The organism is Arthrobacter sp. B055-34, from assembly GCF_059090425.1.
The window spans coordinates 413,372-431,424 of sequence record NZ_JBNHFQ010000002.1 but is presented as its reverse complement, the minus strand read 5'-3'; the positions used below and the strand labels follow the sequence as shown (position 1 = coordinate 431,424).

Below are 18,053 nucleotides of genomic sequence, written 5' to 3'. Positions count from 1 at the left end.
TGGTTAGTCCGGATGGCCCGGCCCCTTTGCTGGTGGCAGCTCTTCTCCCGCCCGCCAGATCCGGTGCGGCCGAAGGTCCTGGTCCAGGAGTATCAAGTCTGCCTGTGAACCGACGGCGATAGTACCTACACCACCGAGGTCCAGCCCGGCGGCCCGGGCGGGCACCGACGTGGCTGCGGCCACGGCCTCCGGCAGCGGGATTCCGGCCGCAACGGCACGCCGCAGCGCTGCATCCAGGGTTAGCGTGCTGCCGGCTATGGGCCCTCCATGGGGCAGCCGGGCAACGCCGTCGTTCACTTCAACCGGGAGCGAACCAAGGTGGTAGCTGCCGTCCCCGCAGCCTGCCGCTGCCATGGCGTCGGTAATGAGGGCAACCCGGCCCGGGGCGGCTTGAAACGCCAATCGGAGCAGCGCATCATGGACGTGGTGCCCGTCGGCGATCACTTCCAGCGTGACGTGGGGTGAGTCGAATGCCGCGGCGACCGGACCGGGCGCGCGGTGGTGCAGGCCGTTCATGGCGTTGAAGGCATGGGTGAGGATGCTGGCGCCGGCGTCGAAAGCAGCGCGGGCAGTCTCATAGTCCGCGTCCGTATGTCCGACGGCGACCGCCACCTTATGGTCGGCCAGTCGGCGGATGGCGGCAAAACCGGGGTCCAGTTCCGGGGCGATGGTCACCTGGCGCAAAAGGCCGCCGCTGGCTTGGACGAGCCGGTCCACGGCTTCAACCGTGGGCGGCACGAGAAAGCCAGGGCTGTGTGCTCCGCAGTGGCTGGCCGCGAGGAACGGTCCCTCGAGGTGGAAGCCCTTCACCGACGCGTTGGCCGGAGCGTCTGAAACCAACCGGCGCAGGGCGGACTCCAGGGTTTCGAGGGGATTGGTGACCAGCGAGCCGAGGAGGCTGGTGGTCCCGTGCGCCAGGTGGGTGAGCGGGCCGCGGGAGGTGTCGCCGTCGTCAAACGATCCACCGCCGCCGCCATGGCAATGCATGTCCACGAACCCCGGCACCAGATAGGCACCGGCGGCGTTGACCTCCCGAATCCCTGCAACCCCCTGACCGGCAACGGTTCCGGACCAGCTGCCGGTGCCGGCGTCCGTAATTCGGCTGTCCTCAAGGAGCACCCAGGAACCCGCAACGATCTCTCCATCGGTGATGCGGCGGGCGGAATGGATGACGGTGCGCATGGGCCTCACTGTTCTCCCGGATCGGCACATCGGAACGGACTGACTCACCTCGACAGTAGAGCGTCAGGTGCTAAACGGCGACTTGTTCCAGCGCCGTCAGCCTGCCGTCGCGCATGGTGGCGACGGTGTCGGTCAGCGGGATGTACTCCGTGTCGTGGGTGACAATCACCGTGGCTACCTTGAACTCCCTGGTCACCCGGACCAGCAGCCGGACAATCGCCTCGGAGCGTTCGTGGTCCAGTGCCGCCGTCGGCTCGTCCACCAGCAGCAGCTTCGGCTCACCCATCAGGGCGCGGGCAATGTTGACCCGCTGGCGCTGCCCGCCGGAGAGCTGGTGCGGGCGGCGCCGTGCGGAATCGGCGAGGCCCACCACGTCCAGCAGTTCCAGAGCCCGGGCCTTCGACTTCTTCGGCGATTCGCCGCGCAGGTGCTCCGCGATCTGCAGCTGCTCGACGGCGGTCAGCGAGGCGAGCAGGTTGGGCTGCTGGAAGATGATGCCTATGGTTTCACGCCTCAGGACGGCCGTTTCCCGTGCGGAGAGGGTCGTGGCGTCGACGCCGTCGAGGAGGACGACTCCCGACGTCGGCCGGATCAGCGTGGCGGCGACGGCGAGCAAGGAGGACTTGCCGGAGCCCGACGGGCCGGCCAGCGAGGTGATGGTGCCGGCCCGGGCGGACAGGTTGACGCTGTCCAGGGCGGTGACCGTCGTGTCGCCGTCCGGGTACTCGAGGGTGGTGTTGACGAGGTTCAGTACTGCAGTCATGGGTGTTGTCCTTAGTTGGAGGGTGGAGGTATCGGGAGGTCGCCCGGCTTAGTTGCCACCGAGGGCGGTCAGCGGATCTACCTTCGTCACGCGGCGGACCGCGACGACGGCGCCGGCCATGCCCAGGAGCACGATCCCGGCAATCGGCAGCAGAGTGCTGGCCGCGGCGAGCAGGAACGGAGCGGCCTGGGCGGCGAAGTAGCCGCCCACAACGCCCACGCCACCACCGGCGGCGGCCCCGGCGACCAGAACGATCGCGGCCTGGGTCAGGGCTTCGCGCAGCAGGTAGCCGTCCGAACCGCCCATGGCCTTGAGCACCGCAATGTCGCGCGTGCGCTGGATGGTCCAGACGGTCAGGAAAGCGACAATCACAAGCGCCGAGATCCCGTAGAGGAAGCCCTGCATCATCAGCAGCGAACCGTTCTCGCTCTTGTAGGACCCCAGCGCTTGGAAGGAGCCCGTAACCGAAGTGGTCACCGTATCGGCGGCCTCATTGGCTGCCGTGGCGGCGACTCCGGTGGGATCCCCGTCCGCCAACTGCACCGCAACGGCGGTGGCGATCGGACCGTCGGAGGCCCCGCCGTCGTTAATATGGGCTACCTGCTGCCACTGCGCTAGCGAGGTCCAGACCACCGGCGTGTGGGAGTACCACCGGTCGTCGACGACGGCGGAGACCAGCAGTTGCCGGCCGCCAACTTCTGCTGGATCACCGGCGACAGCGCCCAAGTCGTCCGCAATGGTCTGGCTGAGGACCACCGTCCCGTCCGCCACAGGGGCGGGGGCCAGCCGGCCGCCGGGCTCGACGCCGAAGACGGCCACGTTGGTGGTGCCGCCGGCGGAGAAACGGGTCTGGGCGATGCCGAACGCCTCGGCATGCTCCACTCCGTCCGCCTGCTGCCACGCGTCCAGCTGGTCGCGCGAGATCTGCGACTCTGTGTAGGAAGCCTTCGACTCGTTGCCCGCGGGCGCGCCGAATGCCACGGTGTTGACCGCCGGAGCCAGCCCGGCGATGGCGGAAATGGACTGGTTGCCCAGGCCTGCCGTGAGGCCGGAGAGCATGACCAGCAGCAGGGTAATCAGGGCCACCACGGTTCCCATCAGGGCGAATCGGCCCTTCGCGAACCGGATGTCCCGCGGTGCCAAAAACACGATGTTTCCTTCTTTCGGTGGAGTACTGGGCCGCCGTTGGGCCGCTGTATTCAGCCTTTCGCGGAAGCCGCGCGGGCACATCGCGGAAGCGGTTGATCCACGGCGGACAAAAGGTTGATTCCCCAGTCAACCGAATGGTTGATGCCCGCTGTGCCCGGGCGGTGGCTACGCTGGGAGCATGTCTGTTCCGACCGAGCCCGCCGAGACCGAGGCCTGGCCTGAGCCAGAGCCAGAGCCAGAGCCCGAGTCCGGCTTCGCGGAAGCGGGACGGCCCGGCCGGACGCCTGCAGAATCCGGGCCCGTCCAGCCGTCGGCGGGCGCCTTGGTGCTGCGCGTGCTGCGGATCGGACTGCACACTGGCTTCGCCGGCCTGCTCGCCTTCGCCGTCGTTCTGACACTGGTCAACGCCCCGCATGCGCCGCTGAGCTGGCTGGCCCTGCTGCTCGGGATCCTGCTGGCCGGTGTCTACCTCGCCGGCACGATCGTCGAGAAGCGGCACAGCACCACCGGAACCGGCCCGGATCCTCGCCGCTACGGGGCGGCCTGGCTGGCGGTGGTGACGGTGCTCTGGGTGGCGCTCGCGGCGGTCAGCGGCAACTTCGTCTGGCTGGCCTTCCCGCTGTTCTTCCTCCACCTGCACGTGCTCAAAACCGCCCACGCCGTGTTCGCCGTCGCCATGCTGACCGGCGTCGTGATTCTGTCCCAGTGGTGGCACAACGGCCGGCTGGAGCCGGCGATGCTGATCGGCCCGATGGTAGGGGCGGTGTTCGCCGTGTTCATGGCGATGGCCTACCGGGCGCTGTATCTCGACGGCGAGAACCAGCGGCGCGCGCTCGCCGCGCTGCGCCGGACCCGGGCCGAACTGGCCCAATCCCAGCACGACGCCGGGGTACTCGCCGAACGCGGCCGGCTCGCCCGCGAAATTCACGACACCCTCGCCCAAGGCCTGTCCAGCATCGTGCTGGTCTCCCGCGGCGCGGCCACGGCGCTGGATGCCGGCGACACCCCGACGGCGGCCGAGCGCATCCGCCTGGCCCAGTCCACGGCCTCGGAGAACCTGGCCGAGGCGCGCAGCTTCATCCGCGGTCTGTCCTCCCCGCAACTCGAGCCGCGGGAGGACGGCGCCAGCGCCCTGGCCGACAGCCTGGCCCGGCTGTGTGCGGCCGCCGAGCGGCAGGCCGCGGGGCGCGGGGACCAGCTGCGCTGCCGTTTCAACCTCGACGGCAACAGCGTCCGGCTGCCCGCGCCGTACGAGGTCACGCTGCTCCGGGCTGCGCAGGCGAGCTTGGCGAACGTCCTAGCTCACGCGAAGGCGCGCACCGCCGTCGTGACCCTGGGTTTTCTGGACGAGGACGTGACACTGGATATTTACGACGACGGCGTGGGCTTTGATCCTTCAAAGTACGACGGCGGCGCTAACCTTGGTCTCCCGGCGGCGGCGGGGCGCGGGGAGAGGGACAGTGACGGCGGCGGAGGCTTCGGCCTGTTGACATTGCGGGAACGGGTTGCCGCGCTGAACGGCCGGTTGGACCTGGAATCCGCCCCGGGTGAGGGAACCGTAGTGGCCATCCGGCTGCCGTTGGGCACCAGTGCAGGGGAGAAGCGGGAGTGAGCGGAATCAGGATTCTGCTGGTCGATGACCATCCCGTGGTGCGCGCCGGACTCCGCGCCATGCTCTCCGACTTCGAAGGCATGACCGTGGCAGCCGAAGCCGCGGACGGGGCTGCCGCGCTGAAGGAGCTGGACCGTCTGGCAGCCCTCGGCGAGCCCGCGGATGTGGTGCTGATGGACCTGCAGATGGGCGCCGGCATGGACGGGGTGACCGCGACGGCGCGGATCAAGGCAAACTCCGACGCCGGGAAGGCCGCGCCGCCGGTCCTCATTCTGACCACGTATGACACGGATGCGGACATCCTCGCCGCCGTGGAGGCCGGAGCCTCCGGCTACATGCTCAAGGACGCCCCGCCGGAGCAGATCCGCGAAGCCGTCTTGGCGGCCGCGGCCGGTCGGACCGCGCTGGCCCCGGAAGTCGCAGCCCGCCTGATGGGCCGGATCCGTAACCCCGAGCCGGCCCTCAGCGCCCGCGAAGTCCAGCTGGTGGAACTGCTGGCCACCGGCATGCCGAACAAGGAAATTGCCCGCAAGCTCTTCATCTCCGAGGCTACAGTCAAGACCCACCTGGTGCACATTTACGCCAAGCTCGGCGTGGACAACCGCACGGCCGCCATCGCCGAAGCCACCAAGCGCCGCATCATCCGCCCGGCCTGATTCTCGCAGGGTCAGTCGAGTGCGCCCAGGAATGTCGCGCCTTGCCTCTTCGAGGCCCTCCCGAGTTCAATTAATGCCGGAAGTTCGGAAAATATTTCGAGGCATTTGGTCCGACAAGAGCCTCAGTCGGCCAAGGCGTCTTATGACAGGTCGCTGGCGACACCGATCGTGAAGACTTTGGGCCCGCTCCGTGTGACTCTGACCAGATCCTTCGAGACGTTTGCCCTCAGGGCAACGTCGGCGACTGCGGCATCCAGCGATTCGTTCGTGGTCGAGCGGTCCCAGATCTTGAGCGTCACGGAGTGCGATTCAAAGTTCATGCGTCGTTGCTTTCCTTGATTGACTTCCCGCCTCGTCGCTGAGGCAGCGGCAACAACTCTAGCCGGAATGATCATCTTCCCTCGACTAGATTTCGCATTTATGAACCGCCATCAGCCGCTGCTCGACGTCTTCAAACAATGGCGGGGATTGGCCACCAGGTACGACAAACTCGCCCCTGACCTACCGCGGCGCAGCCGTTCTCAAAGCCACGACCTAGGACGCCCGCGCGTCCTGCGCATCATCTTCCTGGCTGCCGGCTTCGGCCACCGCGCCGAGCCGGCACCAGGGACCGCAGGGTTCGGCAGACGGGCCGGTAACCAGCATCCGGAAGGCTCCGTCAAGGTAGGCCCTCCCGTCCTTGGCCCGCCCGATCACGACGCCGCGTCGAAGGCGCATGCGTTGTCCCGGTTCGAGTTTTCTCAACTGCGGCCAGAGCAGGGCTTCTGAGGTCGAAAGGAATAACATAACGGCCCTCCTGTCACCGAGTTGGACCATTATGAACCCTCCCGGCCCGGTTTGGACCCGGCCGGCGCAAAATTGTGTCGACCCGTTATCGTTCGGGCAAGGCCGCTTCCCTGCAGGGCATCCGTGCGAAAGCGATATTGCGATAGCGATATATTGTCCGGAGGAGCGGGCATCACCGCATAAACAACGGACGACGGCGGTGTGCAGCTGCCCGCAGGAGGTTTGGATGCGACTGGGTACAGTACGGCGGAACGGGACAACGCAGGCGTTCCGGCAGGAGAACGGTGCAACCACCTTCCTTCCGGCCAAGGATGTCGGCGAGCTCCTGCTGCGCGAAGACTGGCGTACCCTCGCCGGCGAAGCAGGGCAGGAACCGGCTGCCGCCGACCTGGACACGCCCATCCTGCGCCCCGGCAAGATCCTCTGCGCCGGACTGAACTACTACGCCCACGCCGAAGAAGTCGGCCAGGACGTGCCGAAGTACCCCACGATCTTCACCAAGATGCATAACGCGCTGGTCGGCCCCAACGACGACGTGCAGATGCCCGAAGCCAGCCGCAAGATCGACTGGGAAGCCGAGCTGACCATCGTGATCGGCAAAACCATCCGCAAGGTGGACGAGGCCGCGGCCAAGGACGCCATCCTCGGCTACACCGTAATGAACGATGTCTCCGTGCGCGACTGGCAGGGCCGGACGTCCGAATGGTTCCAGGGCAAGAACTGGGACCGGATGACGCCGGTGGGCCCCGTCGTCGTCACAGCGGACGAAATCGACCCGGAGGACGGGCTGACCGTGGAATGCGAGTTGGACGGCGTCGTCAAGCAGTCCGGCACGACGTCGGACCTGATCTTCTCCTGCGCCAAGCTCGTCTCCTACATCAGCGAGTTCATGACCCTGGAGCCGGGCGACATCATCGCCACCGGGACTCCGGCGGGCGTCGGCCTGGCCCGCAAGCCCCGTGAGTGGATTCCGGTGAGCGCCGAACTGGTAACCCGGATCGAGGGAATCGGCGAGCTGCGCAACAAGTGCGTTGCGGAGCCAGCGGCAGGTTAATCCGCGTCCGGAATGTCACTTTCGGTCGCGCCCGTCGTAAATGTCCTAGTGCGGCCGTAGGATCGAAAGATGGGGAAGACACGGTTATTCGGTCGGGACCGCGAACTTGCTCAGTGGCGGACCCTCGCGGACACCGTCGCGTCCGGACGCAACACGGAGCTGACGGTCAGCGGACCGGCGGGTATCGGCAAGACCTCGCTGCTGGACGAAATCTGCCGCGATGCCCAGGCCCGTGACTGGAAGGTCCTCCGCGCCCGCGGGGATGCGCGGCGGCACCTGCCCGGTGCCATGCTGTGGCAGTGGTTTGCTCCGCTGGCCCAGCGGCTGCCCGTGGACGCGCCGCCCTTTGATGGCCAGGGCGCGCTGCTGCACAAATTCCTGACCACCACCGGCGTTCCGGCCCAGAGCGACGCCCTGAGCTATTCGGCCTCGTGGGTGCTGCGCTCGCGGAGCCAGGACCAGCCCGTGATCGCCGTGGTCGATGATGCCCAGTGGCTCGACGAGCTCTCCCTCGGCGCCCTACTGGATATTGGCAGCCTGCTGATCGACGTCCCCGTGCTCCTGCTGCGCGGTGTCCGGACCGGAGCTGGCGCCGAACATCCCGAAGGCATCGACACAAGCGCGTTGCTGGAAGGGGACCGGATTTCGGACCGCGATCCTTACGTTCCCTCCAGTGTCCCTCTGCACTGGCAGCTGGAGCCGCTGAGCCAGAAGGCCATCGAGAACTGGATTCTGGAGCGGCAGGAAAGCAACGTGCAGGTCAACGCGGCCCGCGTCCAGGCCGCCAGCGGCGGAGTGCCGTTCTTCATTCACGAACTGCTGGAGCGGGACCAGCCGCTGGCCAGGCCTGCCGAAGCCTCGCCCAATGAGGCAGCCGTGCTGCGCGGCCGGTTGCACCGGCTCGGGGCGCTTGACCGGAAGGTGCTTGGCGCCGTCGTTGTTCTTGGCATGGACGCCAGCGCGGCGCGGCTGAAGGCCATGCTGGACCTGCGGACGGCGGAGTTGAATGAGTCGCTGGCCAGGCTGGAGGAAGAACGGTTTCTGGCCTCGGTGAAGCCGCGGCCTGCCATCCAGCATGCACTCGTGGCGGAGGCCTTGCTGGCGGATCTGGGCGAGGAAGAGGTTTCATCCCTGCACCGCAGTGCGGCCGGCGTCCTGATGGCCGAAGGCGCACAGCCTGCCCTGATTGCCAACTATCTGCTGGAGACGTTGCCGGACGGTGACGAGGACGGCGCCCGGATCCTGCTGGCCGCTGCGGCGCAGGCAAGACGCCTGGGCGCCTACGCTCTCGCCGCCCAGCTGGCCGACCGGGCCCTGCAGGAGTCCACCCTCCCGGACCGCCTGCGGCAGGAGCTGCTGATCGAGGCCACCTACGCGCATCAGGGCGCAGGCGATTCGCAAACCGCGGTGCGGCTCGCCGAGGACGCGTTGGAACTGACCGAAGGAACGGTCCGCCGGGTGGAGCTGCTGGTCGGCCACGCGGAAGTGCTCTACGACATGAACGAGGTGGAACGAGCCTCGGACTGCTTCGGCAAGGCGCTGAAGGAATTGGAAAACGATCCGGGTGACCATGGCGATTTACGACGGCGGGTGATTGCGCTGGCGTCGGGTGCCGGCTTCCAGCAACTGCAGATCGCCGCGCAATATTCGACGGAGCTCGCCGGAATCCTCAACCAGGACCCGTCCGAGGACGGTCCGGGGGACCGGTTGCTGCTGGCACAAGAGGCGCTGCGCCTGACCATCAGCGGCACGGACGCCGCGCTCAGCGGGAAGCTGGCGGTCCGGAGCTACGCCGGCGGCCTCATCCTGGAAGAAAACGGGGCCGAGTCCAGCATCATCAACTTCTTGACCGGTGCCCTCAACGGTGCCGAACGGGACGCGGAAGCCCTGGAGCTGCTGGACGCGGCCATTGCCGAAGCGCGGGCCAAGTCATCGCTGATGGCACACGCCACCCTGGCCTACTGCCGCGGGGCCATCCATCTGAACCGGGGCCGGCTGCGGTTGGCGCAGGTTGACCTGGAGGCCAGTATGCGCGCGGCGGATGCGGGCTGGCGTACGTACATCGAGGTGGCCACGTTTGTGCTCGCCAGTGTTTACGTCGCGCGCGATGATCTGGAGGCGGCGGATGCCCTGCTGGCCAAGGTCCCGCTGGAGGAAAAACGGGTTCCGCTGGTCCAGGCGATGGCGCTGCAGCTGCACGGGACGGTGCTGGCCGCGCATGGAGACCACAAGTCCGCGCTGGAACACTTCACGGCGGCGATGGATCTGGCCGTGGGGCTCGGGCCTACCTTAAGTGCCTGGACCAGGAGCGCGGTGGAAAGCGCGGTGCGCCTGGGCCAGAAGGAGTACGCGGCAGCGGTGGCCGAAGAGGCGTTGGACAAGGTCCGTGCCTTCGGCGCACCCCGGCTTACCGGCATGACGCTGCGGGTAGCGGCGCTCGCGCAGCCACCGGAAACCGCCGTGCTGATGCTCCGCGAGGCCATCGGCCTGCTGGAAGCGAACGAGGGGCGCTACGACCAGGCCCTCGCCTTGGCGGATCTGGCCGAGATCTGCCTCGCGGGGGAGGACGCGGACACGCTGTCAGTGCACCGGCAGGAGGCCTTGGCAGCGGGCCGCAAGGCATTGGTGCTGGGCAACCGGATAGGTGCGGCCTCCGTGGCGCGGCGCATGACCGAGCTGCTGGCCGCCCATGATGCGCGGCTGCCGCTGGTCGCGGAGAACAAGGCGGACCGGTTGACGGCCGCGGAGAACCGGGTCTGCTCGCTGGCGGCAAAGGGCATGACCAACCGGCAGATCGCCGCGGAACTCTTCATCACCATCAAGGCCGTGGAGTGGCATCTGTCCCGGTCCTTTTCCAAGCTGGGCATCTCCTCGCGCAAAGCGCTCGCCGGCCTCGTTGACGCCCGCGATTAAGCGCGGAGGGGGCGCACGTTCAGCCGGTGGAGCAGCGGATTCAGCTGGCGTCGCCGTCGTGATTCGCGTCCTGTCCGTGCTTGAGCCACGCCATGGCTTCGGACCGCGAGTTGAAGAACCGCGTGGGGCACGGCGGGGTGTGCACGCCGAGGAAAAAGTTCGCGATGACCCGGTCCACGGCGGATTTGCCCAGCAGCGCTATCCGGTTCGCGGCGCAGGGAATCGAGAAGACCGCGCGGGCACCCCGGCTCACGGACTGCGTGGTCGCCATGTCGACCAGCATGGGATGCTCATCGGTGCCGGAGAGGTTGTTGACCTCCCGCATCGCGGCGTGGGCGTCCTCGGCTTCGATCCGCACCCCTTCCGTCCACCGCAGGTTCAGGATCCCGTCCCCGGTGAGCTCCAGGGTGGCTTTGGCTCCTTCAATGGCGATCGGTTCCATGGCTCCTCCTGGGATGGGTGGCGCTCGCTGGGCTGAGCGAAGCGGCGGTCTTAAATGTAACGATAAACTGCCGCGCAGGGTACGGGCATACCTGCTGCTACCGGCAGCCGTGGCGCTTCCGGGCGCGGCGTTTCCGGCAGATCGCGGGACGGCGCCGAACCACAGCCACCCTAGCTTTTCCTAACTGGGGTGGTTAGCGCTGGTCAAACGCTCTATGGCCGAGCAGAATTGATTGTGTTGGAAGCGGAACGGGAAACCGGACCGGATCCGGCAGCAGCTTAGTCGTTGGGGGCGGCTGGGGAGACCCGGCTGTGGTGCATAGCACCGGATATTCGCGGCTGCAGATACGAAATGGCTCGAAGTGAGTTGGCTCTTGGGGAGGCCTGACTTTGAGCCATTTCGTCTGTCCGGGGCCGTTGCCGCCGCGGGCCGCGGGTCCCTTCGGCCGAACCCGGCAATGTCTACCTCGCCCGCCGGAAGTGACACACTGTAACGGTGGCCCATCTTGACGTGACCAATATTGATTTCTTCCTCTCCGACGGACGCCAGCTGCTCAACGGCGTCGGCTTCAAGGTCGGCGACGGCGCCAAAACCGCTCTCATCGGGCCGAACGGCACCGGCAAGACCACCCTGCTGCGCATTATCGCCGGCGACCTGACCCCGGACGAGGGCGCCGTCGCCCGCTCCGGCAACATGGGGATCATGCGCCAGTTCGTCGGCCAGGTCCGGGACGACACCACGGTGCGGGACCTGCTGGTGAGCGCCGCGCCCCCTGCCCTCGCGGCCGCCGCCAAGGCGGTGGATTCGGCGGAACTGGCCATGATGGAGCACGACGACGAGCCCACCCAGATGCGCTACGCCCAGGCGATCGCGGACTGGGGCGACGCCGGCGGCTACGAGCTGGAAACCGTCTGGGACGAAGTCACCATGGCCGCGCTCGGGATTCCCTTTGACCGCGCCCAGCACCGCGCAGCGTCCACCCTCTCCGGCGGCGAGCAGAAGCGCCTGGTCCTCGAAGCACTGTTCTCCGGCCCGGACGAACTGCTGCTGCTCGACGAGCCGGACAACTACCTGGACGTCCCGGGCAAGCGCTGGCTGGAAGGCAAGCTGAACGACTCCAAAAAGTCCGTGCTCTTCGTCAGCCACGACCGGGAGCTGCTGGCCAACGCCGCCAACCGGATCGTCACGCTGGAACCGGGTGCCCTCGGCGCCACCGCCTGGGTGCACGGCGGCGGTTTCGAAAGCTACCTTCAGGCGCGCGCGGACCGCAACGCGCGCTTCGAGGAGCTGCGCAAGCGCTGGGACGAGGAGCACGTGAAGCTCAAGGAACTCGTCAACATGTACAAGAACAAGGCTGCCTTCCGCTCCGACATGGCCAACCGCTATCACGCGGCGCAGACCCGGCTGGCGAAGTTTCTCGAGGCCGGCCCGCCGGAGGCCGTGCCCATCGAGCAGAACGTGCACATGCGGCTCAAGGGCGGCCGCACGGCCAAGCGCGCCATCGTCGCCAGCAAGCTGGAGCTGACCGGCCTGATGAAGCCCTTCAGCACCGAGATCTGGTTCGGCGACCGCGTGGGCGTGCTCGGCTCCAACGGCTCGGGCAAGTCGCACTTCCTGCGGCTGCTGGCCAGCGGCGGCACCGACCCGGAGAAGGAGCACCTCCCGGTCTCCGAGGTCGAGATTGCCGAGGTTCCGCACACCGGCACGGTCAAGCTCGGCGCGCGGATCCGCCCGGGTTTCTTCGCGCAGACCCACGTCCGCCCCGATCTGCTCGGCCGCACGCTGGTGGACATCCTGCACCGCGGCGACGAGCACCGCTCCGGCCTGGGCCGGGAAGCGGCGGCCGCCGTGCTGGACCGTTACGGGCTGGCGCAGCAGGCGGAGCAAAAGTATGACTCGCTCTCCGGCGGCCAGCAGGCCCGGCTGCAGATCCTGCTGCTGGAACTCTCCGGCGCCACCCTGCTGCTGCTCGACGAGCCCACCGACAACCTGGACCTGCACTCGGCCGAGGCGCTGGAGCGCGCCATCGACGCGTTCGAGGGCACGGTCCTCGCGGTCACTCACGATCGCTGGTTCGCCCGCAGCTTCGACCGCTTCCTGGTCTTCGGTTCCGACGGCAAAGTCTACGAAAGTGACGCGCCGGTCTGGGACGAAGAGCGCGTGGTTCGCCAGCGATGAGGCAGCCCGGTTCCGTTGCCGGCGCCAAGTACGCCACCTTCATCATCTTTGGGCTGAACGGACTGGTCTTTGCCAGCTGGGCGGCCCGGATTCCCGCAGCCGCCTCCGCGCTGCAGATTTCCGCCGGGCAGATCGGAGCCCTGCTACTGGCACTCGGGCTGGGCTCGGTGGTCTCGCTGCCCCTGGCCGGTCCGATTTCGGCGCGCATCGGCACGGCCAACACCGTGCGCGCGGGCGGCACCGTGGCGGCGCTCGCCGCCGTCGGGCTGGCCATCGCGCTTTTCGCGGGCTCCGTGCCCGGGGCCGCAGCGGCCTTGTTTGTCTACGGCGTCGGCGTCGCCTGGTGGGATGTGGCCCAAAACATCGAGGGCGCGGACGTCGAGCGCCGCCTGCTGCGCACTATCATGCCGCAGTTCCATGCCGCCTTCAGCCTGGGCGCCTTCATCGGCGCAATGATCGGGGCGGCGCTCTCCGTCCTCCAGATTGAGCTCGCGGTGCATCTGCTGTTCATGGCCGTGCTCGTGGCCGTTGCCGTCCTCACCGTGCCCAAATACTTCCTGCCGCACGCGCCGGAACAACCTAACGACGACGACGGCGCACCCCGCCGCGGCAAGTTTGCCGCCTGGCGCGAACCGCGCACCGTGCTGATCGGTGTGCTGGTGCTCGGGGCTGCACTGACCGAGGGCGCCGCCAACGACTGGATCGCCCAAGCCACCGTGGTGGGGCTCGGCGCATCGGAGGCCATCGGTGCCGTGCTGTTCGGCATCTTCGTGGCTTCGATGACGCTGCTGCGGCTGGTCGGCGGACGGTTCATCGACCGCTGGGGCCGCGTCCTGGTGCTGCGGGCGAGCATGACGACGGCGCTGGTGGGCCTGCTGGTGTTCGTCCTCGCGCCCGACGTGCCGCTTGCCGTCTTCGGCGCGGTCCTTTGGGGCGCGGGCGCCGCGCTGGGCTTCCCCATGGGCATGTCCGCGGCGGCCGATGACCGGGCCTTCGCCGCCGAACGCGTTTCGGTGGTCTCCACCCTGGGCTATGTGGCGTTCCTAGCCGGACCGCCGTTCCTCGGCTTCCTGGGCGAGCATGTGGGCATCCGCAACGCCCTGCTCGCGGTGGCCGTGCTCATGGTCGCCTCACTGCTGACCGCCCCCGCCGCCCGCGAACAAGAGCCCGTCCGGCGGTAAGGCGGGTACTGCCCTGCCCGTTGGCCGGCCTCCCGCGGACGGCCCTGTAGTCCTCAAGGACTACGCCGACGGCGCCAAGATCATCCTGCAGTGCGGTTACGCTGACGTCCCCGGCCCGTAGCGTAGTTGGTGCGGGAATCTTCTCCGCCCGCAACCCCAAACTTTAAGGACGGCAGACATGATCGAGGCACACGGCCTGGTCAAGGTGTACGGCAAGAAGCCCGCCGTGCAGGGCATCTCCTTCACCGTGCAGCCGGGCAAAGTCACCGGCTTCCTCGGCCCGAACGGCGCCGGCAAGTCCACCACCATGCGCATGATCATGGGGCTGGACCGGCCCACCAACGGCGACGTCAAGGTGAACGGCAGGCACTATGCCGCGCACAAGGCGCCGCTGCGCGAAGTCGGCGCGCTCCTGGACGCCAAGGCGGTCCACAGCTCCCGCAGTGCCTACAACCACCTGCGTGCCATGGCCGCCACGCACGGGATCCCGACGAAGCGGGTGCAGGAGGTCATCGACCTGACCGGCCTCGGCGCCGTCGCAAAGAAGCGCGTGGGCGGCTTCTCGCTCGGCATGGGCCAGCGGCTGGGGATAGCCGCCGCGCTGCTGGGTGATCCGCAGACCATCATTTTGGACGAGCCCGTCAACGGACTCGACCCCGAAGGCGTGCTCTGGGTCCGCAACCTGGTCCGCTCGCTCGCCGCCGAAGGCCGCACCGTGTTCCTCTCCTCGCACCTGATGAGCGAAATGGCGCAGACCGCGGACCACCTGCTGGTCATCGGCCGCGGCAAGATCATTGCCGATGCCAGCATGCAGGACTTCCTGAACAGCCAGAACCAGGTGCGTTCGCGCGTCCGTACGGACAACCCGGAGGCCCTGATCCGCGCGCTCGCAGCTCCCGGCGTCAGTGTGGACACCCGCGACACGGCGCTGCTGGAGATCACCGGCGTTGACCCCCGCGACATCGCCCGGGCCGCGTTGGAACAGCAGGTGCTGGTTTACGAACTCACCCCGCTGCAGGCCTCGCTGGAAGAGGTCTACATGGACCTGACCAAGGACGAAGTGGAATACCACTCGCAGAACATCGACACCCAAACCCCTCAGCAAGCACTGCCAGGACAGACGGCACTGCCGGGACAGCCGGCACCGCCGGCCGAACTGGCCCCCGCGGGCACCAGCCGGGAAGGAAAGTAAGGCCATGAGCACTGCAACCATGAACAAGCCGGCCCACGCCACCGGCAGCGGCGTGAGTTTCGTCCGGTCCCTGCACTCGGAGTGGATCAAGTTCACCACGCTGCGCTCCACCTGGATCCTGCTGGCCACCACGGTCGTGGTGATGATCGGCATCGGCCTGCTCGGCGCCTGGGGCATGGGCTCCGGCATGGAGTCCATCCGCGAAAGCGGGCAGGACCCGGCCGCCATGGGCATGGACGAGTCCATGCTCTACATGATGGCCACCGGCGGCATCGACTTCGGTCAGCTGATCATCGGCGCCCTGGGCGTACTGCTGATCGCCTCCGAATACTCCACCGGCATGATCCGCTCCACCATGACCGCCGTACCGGGGCGCCTGTCCCCGCTGGTGGCCAAGGCCGTCGTCGTTGCCGCGGTAGCCGCCGTCGTCGGTATTGTCTCCAGCTTCGCGACGTACTTCCTCAGCCAGCCCATCCTGGCCAGCTACGGACTGGACTACGGGCTGGACGTGGAGAACTTCGTGCAGTCGCTGCTGCTCTCCGGTGTCTACCTGGCGCTGGTGGCCCTGATGGGCCTGGCCTTGGGGTCGCTGCTGCGCAACAGCGCCGGCGGGATCGTCACGCTGGTGGCCCTGCTGCTGGTGTTACCGATAGTGGCGAGCATCCTCCAGTTCGACTGGATCCAGGACGGCGTGGTTCCGTACCTCCCCTCCAACGCCGGCCGCCAGCTGCTGGCGCTGGAAATTGCCGACGGCGACTTGACCCAGCTGCAGGGCGGTCTGGTGATGGCAGCGTGGACCGCGGTGCTGCTCGCCGCTGCCGCGGTGACCACCAAGTCCCGGGACGTCTAGGCCCGGGGATAAGCTCACCAGCATGAGCACACAGACTTCAGCGAGGGAGGCGGCGGAGCGAACGGCCGCCGTCTCCTTCGCTGAGATATCTTCCAAGCGGCGGGGACCTTTCCGCCGCTATTTCCATGCCCACCCGGTGGCGATGGACTGGCTGCTGGTGGTGGCCAACTTCCTGTTCGGCCTGGGCAACGCGATCTACAGCATCGGCATCGGCGAATGGCTGCCGCTGATCCTGCTGGCGGGGGCTTCCACGGCGCTGGTGTTCCGCCGGCATTTCCCCTGGCTGGTCCTGGCGGCCATAGTCGTCGGGGACGTGCTGACCGTGCTGTTAACCAGTACCGGCAGCAGCTCCATCGGGATGTGGCTGGCCATTTACACCGTAGCCACCACGGTCCGGGCGCTGCACGCGCTGGTGGCGGCCGTCCTCGCCGGGGCCCCGCTGCTGGTCGCCATGGCCTTCAAAATGCCGGCCGAAATCGCCGAAAGCATCGCCTCCGGGGAACTGCCGCCCTACATCGGGCTGATCTCCGGCGTCGTCATTCTGTTGTTCAACGTCATTGCCGCCGGTATCGGGATCACCGTGCGGCGCGACCGGCAGCACGAAGAGGAGCTGCGCCGCTGGGCCGCCGACAACGCCCTGCTGGCCTCGGCCAACGAACGCACCCGGATTGCGCGCGAAATGCACGACGTGGTGGCCCACTCGTTGTCGGTGATGATCGCGCTCTCGGATGGCGCCGCCGTCGTTGTTAAGAAGGATCCGGGGCGGGCCGCGGACGTGCTCGACCAGCTCTCCGTCACCGGCCGCACCGCGCTCGCCGACATGCGCCGCGTGCTCGGCGTGCTGCGCGACGACGCCCAGCCCGCCGCGCCGCTGGAGCCGGCCGGGAGCGAGCTGATGGAACTGATCGAAGGCTTCCGGGCCGCCGGCCTGCCGCTGCGGGTGGTCACCAGCGGGCCGGTGCTGCCCGAGGACCGGAACTTCAAGCTGACCGTGTTCCGGATTGTGCAGGAATCGCTGACCAACGTGCTGCGCTATGCCCGCGGCCTGAGCGAGGTCAAGGTGGACATCACCCGGGCCGGCTCGGTGGTGAACATCCGGGTGACCGACGACGGGCACGCCCCGGCGTCGGTGAAGTCCCTGGGTGCCGGGCAGGGCATCACCGGCATGCGCGAACGCGCGGCGATTTACCACGGCACGGTGGACTGCGGTCCGCGTCCCAATGGTGGTTGGATGGTTGAAGCAACGTTGTACTGGCCGGGGGAGGAGCCTGCACATGGCTGAGGAATGCGCGGAACCAACTGAAGCAGCGGAGCCGCCGGCACCGTTCGGACCCATCAGGGTGCTGCTGGTCGATGACCAGCCGCTGCTGCGCATGGGATTCCGCCTGATCCTCGAAGGCGAGGACGACGTCGAGATCGCGGGCGAGGCGTCCAACGGTGCCGAAGCTCTGGAGCTGGTCCGGAAGCTGGAGCCGGACGTGGTGCTGATGGATGTGCGCATGCCCGTGCTGGACGGCATCGAGGCCACCCGGCAGATCACCGCGGCCGGCCTGTGCGCCCGGATCATCATCCTGACGACGTTCGATCTGGACGAGTACGCCTTTGCCGGGCTGCAGGCCGGGGCGAGTGCGTTCCTGCTCAAGGATGTGGCGCCGGACGAGCTGGTCCATGCCGTGCGGCTGGTGGCCAGCGGGGACGCCGTGGTGGCGCCGCGCGTGACGCAGCGGCTGCTGGAAACCTACGTCCGGGCGCTGCCGGCCGACGCCAGCCCCGCCGTGGCGCCGCAGCGGGACCCACTGCTCGATGACCTCACACCGCGGGAGCTCGAGGTGTTGTCCGCGATCGCCGAGGGGCTGTCGAACGCCGAGATCGCGCACAAGTTCTTCCTCTCCGAGGCCACGGTGAAGACGCATGTCCGGCGGATATTGAGCAAGCTGCACCTGCGTGACCGGGTGCAGGCCGTGGTCTACGCATACGAGACAGGCCTGGTGGTCCCGAGCCAGGGACTGGATTACTGACCGGGGCGCGGCCCTGCGCCCGATGTTTCCCAACCTTTTCCCATCCGCTTTCCGTCCGCGCCGGGATAAGGTGGCCT

Annotated in this window: 16 protein-coding genes; 10 read left to right on the top strand and 6 right to left on the bottom strand. The window is 67.8% G+C overall.

From position 1 onward, the window contains the following. Positions 1–3: 3 nt before the first annotated feature. From nagA to AC5RWO_RS05205, 3 genes are all read right to left on the bottom strand, one after another. Complete coding sequence (gene nagA / locus AC5RWO_RS05215; RefSeq protein ID WP_498729891.1) at positions 4–1,182, bottom strand: N-acetylglucosamine-6-phosphate deacetylase; 1,179 nt, start codon at positions 1,180–1,182, stop codon at positions 4–6. Between the two features lie 70 nt (positions 1,183–1,252). Beyond that, positions 1,253–1,945 (bottom strand): ABC transporter ATP-binding protein, encoded by a 693-nt coding sequence (locus AC5RWO_RS05210; protein WP_498729889.1) that lies wholly within the window; start codon positions 1,943–1,945, stop codon positions 1,253–1,255. Positions 1,946–1,993: 48 nt separating this feature from the next. After that, the gene (locus AC5RWO_RS05205; protein ID WP_498729886.1) at positions 1,994–3,094 is read right to left on the bottom strand and encodes an ABC transporter permease; all 1,101 of its coding nucleotides are present in this window, start codon (positions 3,092–3,094) and stop codon (positions 1,994–1,996) included. 178 nt (positions 3,095–3,272) lie between these two features. Between AC5RWO_RS05205 and AC5RWO_RS05200 the strand changes: the two genes are divergently transcribed. Beyond that, entirely contained in the window at positions 3,273–4,706 is a 1,434-nt protein-coding gene (locus tag AC5RWO_RS05200) for a sensor histidine kinase (RefSeq protein ID WP_498729885.1), read from the top strand. Next, positions 4,703–5,362, top strand: a complete 660-nt coding sequence (locus tag AC5RWO_RS05195; RefSeq protein WP_498729883.1) for a response regulator — start codon at positions 4,703–4,705, stop codon at positions 5,360–5,362. The genes AC5RWO_RS05200 and AC5RWO_RS05195 overlap by 4 nt, the downstream gene beginning before the upstream one ends. Before the next feature lie 140 nt (positions 5,363–5,502). Here the strand turns inward: AC5RWO_RS05195 and AC5RWO_RS05190 are convergent, their stop codons facing one another. Together AC5RWO_RS05190 and AC5RWO_RS05185 are read right to left on the bottom strand one after the other, a co-directional pair. Then, positions 5,503–5,682 carry a hypothetical protein gene (locus AC5RWO_RS05190; RefSeq protein ID WP_169995410.1) on the bottom strand — a complete coding sequence of 60 codons (180 nt, stop codon included), beginning with the start codon at positions 5,680–5,682 and terminating at the stop codon, positions 5,503–5,505. 214 nt (positions 5,683–5,896) lie between these two features. Further along, the gene (locus AC5RWO_RS05185; RefSeq protein ID WP_498729882.1) at positions 5,897–6,079 is read right to left on the bottom strand and encodes a hypothetical protein; all 183 of its coding nucleotides are present in this window, start codon (positions 6,077–6,079) and stop codon (positions 5,897–5,899) included. 295 nt (positions 6,080–6,374) lie between these two features. Here AC5RWO_RS05185 and AC5RWO_RS05180 point away from each other — a divergent pair, with 295 nt between their 5' ends. Together AC5RWO_RS05180 and AC5RWO_RS05175 are read left to right on the top strand one after the other, a co-directional pair. After that, positions 6,375–7,202, top strand: a complete 828-nt coding sequence (locus AC5RWO_RS05180) for a fumarylacetoacetate hydrolase family protein (protein ID WP_498729881.1) — start codon at positions 6,375–6,377, stop codon at positions 7,200–7,202. Positions 7,203–7,271: 69 nt separating this feature from the next. Next, positions 7,272–10,115 carry a helix-turn-helix transcriptional regulator gene (locus AC5RWO_RS05175; protein ID WP_498729880.1) on the top strand — a complete coding sequence of 948 codons (2,844 nt, stop codon included), beginning with the start codon at positions 7,272–7,274 and terminating at the stop codon, positions 10,113–10,115. Between the two features lie 40 nt (positions 10,116–10,155). Here the strand turns inward: AC5RWO_RS05175 and AC5RWO_RS05170 are convergent, their stop codons facing one another. Further along, on the bottom strand, positions 10,156–10,557 hold the full coding sequence (locus AC5RWO_RS05170) for a DUF7793 family protein (RefSeq protein ID WP_498729878.1): 402 nt from the start codon (positions 10,555–10,557) through the stop codon (positions 10,156–10,158). Positions 10,558–11,052: 495 nt separating this feature from the next. Here AC5RWO_RS05170 and AC5RWO_RS05165 point away from each other — a divergent pair, with 495 nt between their 5' ends. From AC5RWO_RS05165 to AC5RWO_RS05140, 6 genes are all read left to right on the top strand, one after another. Next, complete coding sequence (locus AC5RWO_RS05165) at positions 11,053–12,735, top strand: ABC-F family ATP-binding cassette domain-containing protein (protein WP_498635940.1); 1,683 nt, start codon at positions 11,053–11,055, stop codon at positions 12,733–12,735. Continuing rightward, the gene (locus AC5RWO_RS05160; RefSeq protein WP_498729876.1) at positions 12,732–13,916 is read left to right on the top strand and encodes an MFS transporter; all 1,185 of its coding nucleotides are present in this window, start codon (positions 12,732–12,734) and stop codon (positions 13,914–13,916) included. The genes AC5RWO_RS05165 and AC5RWO_RS05160 overlap by 4 nt, the downstream gene beginning before the upstream one ends. Positions 13,917–14,094: 178 nt before the next feature. Further along, complete coding sequence (locus tag AC5RWO_RS05155; RefSeq protein WP_498729875.1) at positions 14,095–15,108, top strand: ABC transporter ATP-binding protein; 1,014 nt, start codon at positions 14,095–14,097, stop codon at positions 15,106–15,108. Positions 15,109–15,112: 4 nt separating this feature from the next. Next, entirely contained in the window at positions 15,113–15,958 is an 846-nt protein-coding gene (locus tag AC5RWO_RS05150) for an ABC transporter permease (protein WP_498729874.1), read from the top strand. Positions 15,959–15,980: 22 nt separating this feature from the next. Then, positions 15,981–17,240, top strand: coding sequence for a sensor histidine kinase (locus tag AC5RWO_RS05145; RefSeq protein ID WP_498729873.1), 1,260 nt, complete (start codon positions 15,981–15,983; stop codon positions 17,238–17,240). Continuing rightward, the gene (locus AC5RWO_RS05140) at positions 17,233–17,976 is read left to right on the top strand and encodes a response regulator (protein ID WP_498729871.1); all 744 of its coding nucleotides are present in this window, start codon (positions 17,233–17,235) and stop codon (positions 17,974–17,976) included. The genes AC5RWO_RS05145 and AC5RWO_RS05140 overlap by 8 nt, the downstream gene beginning before the upstream one ends. Positions 17,977–18,053 lie beyond the last annotated feature (77 nt).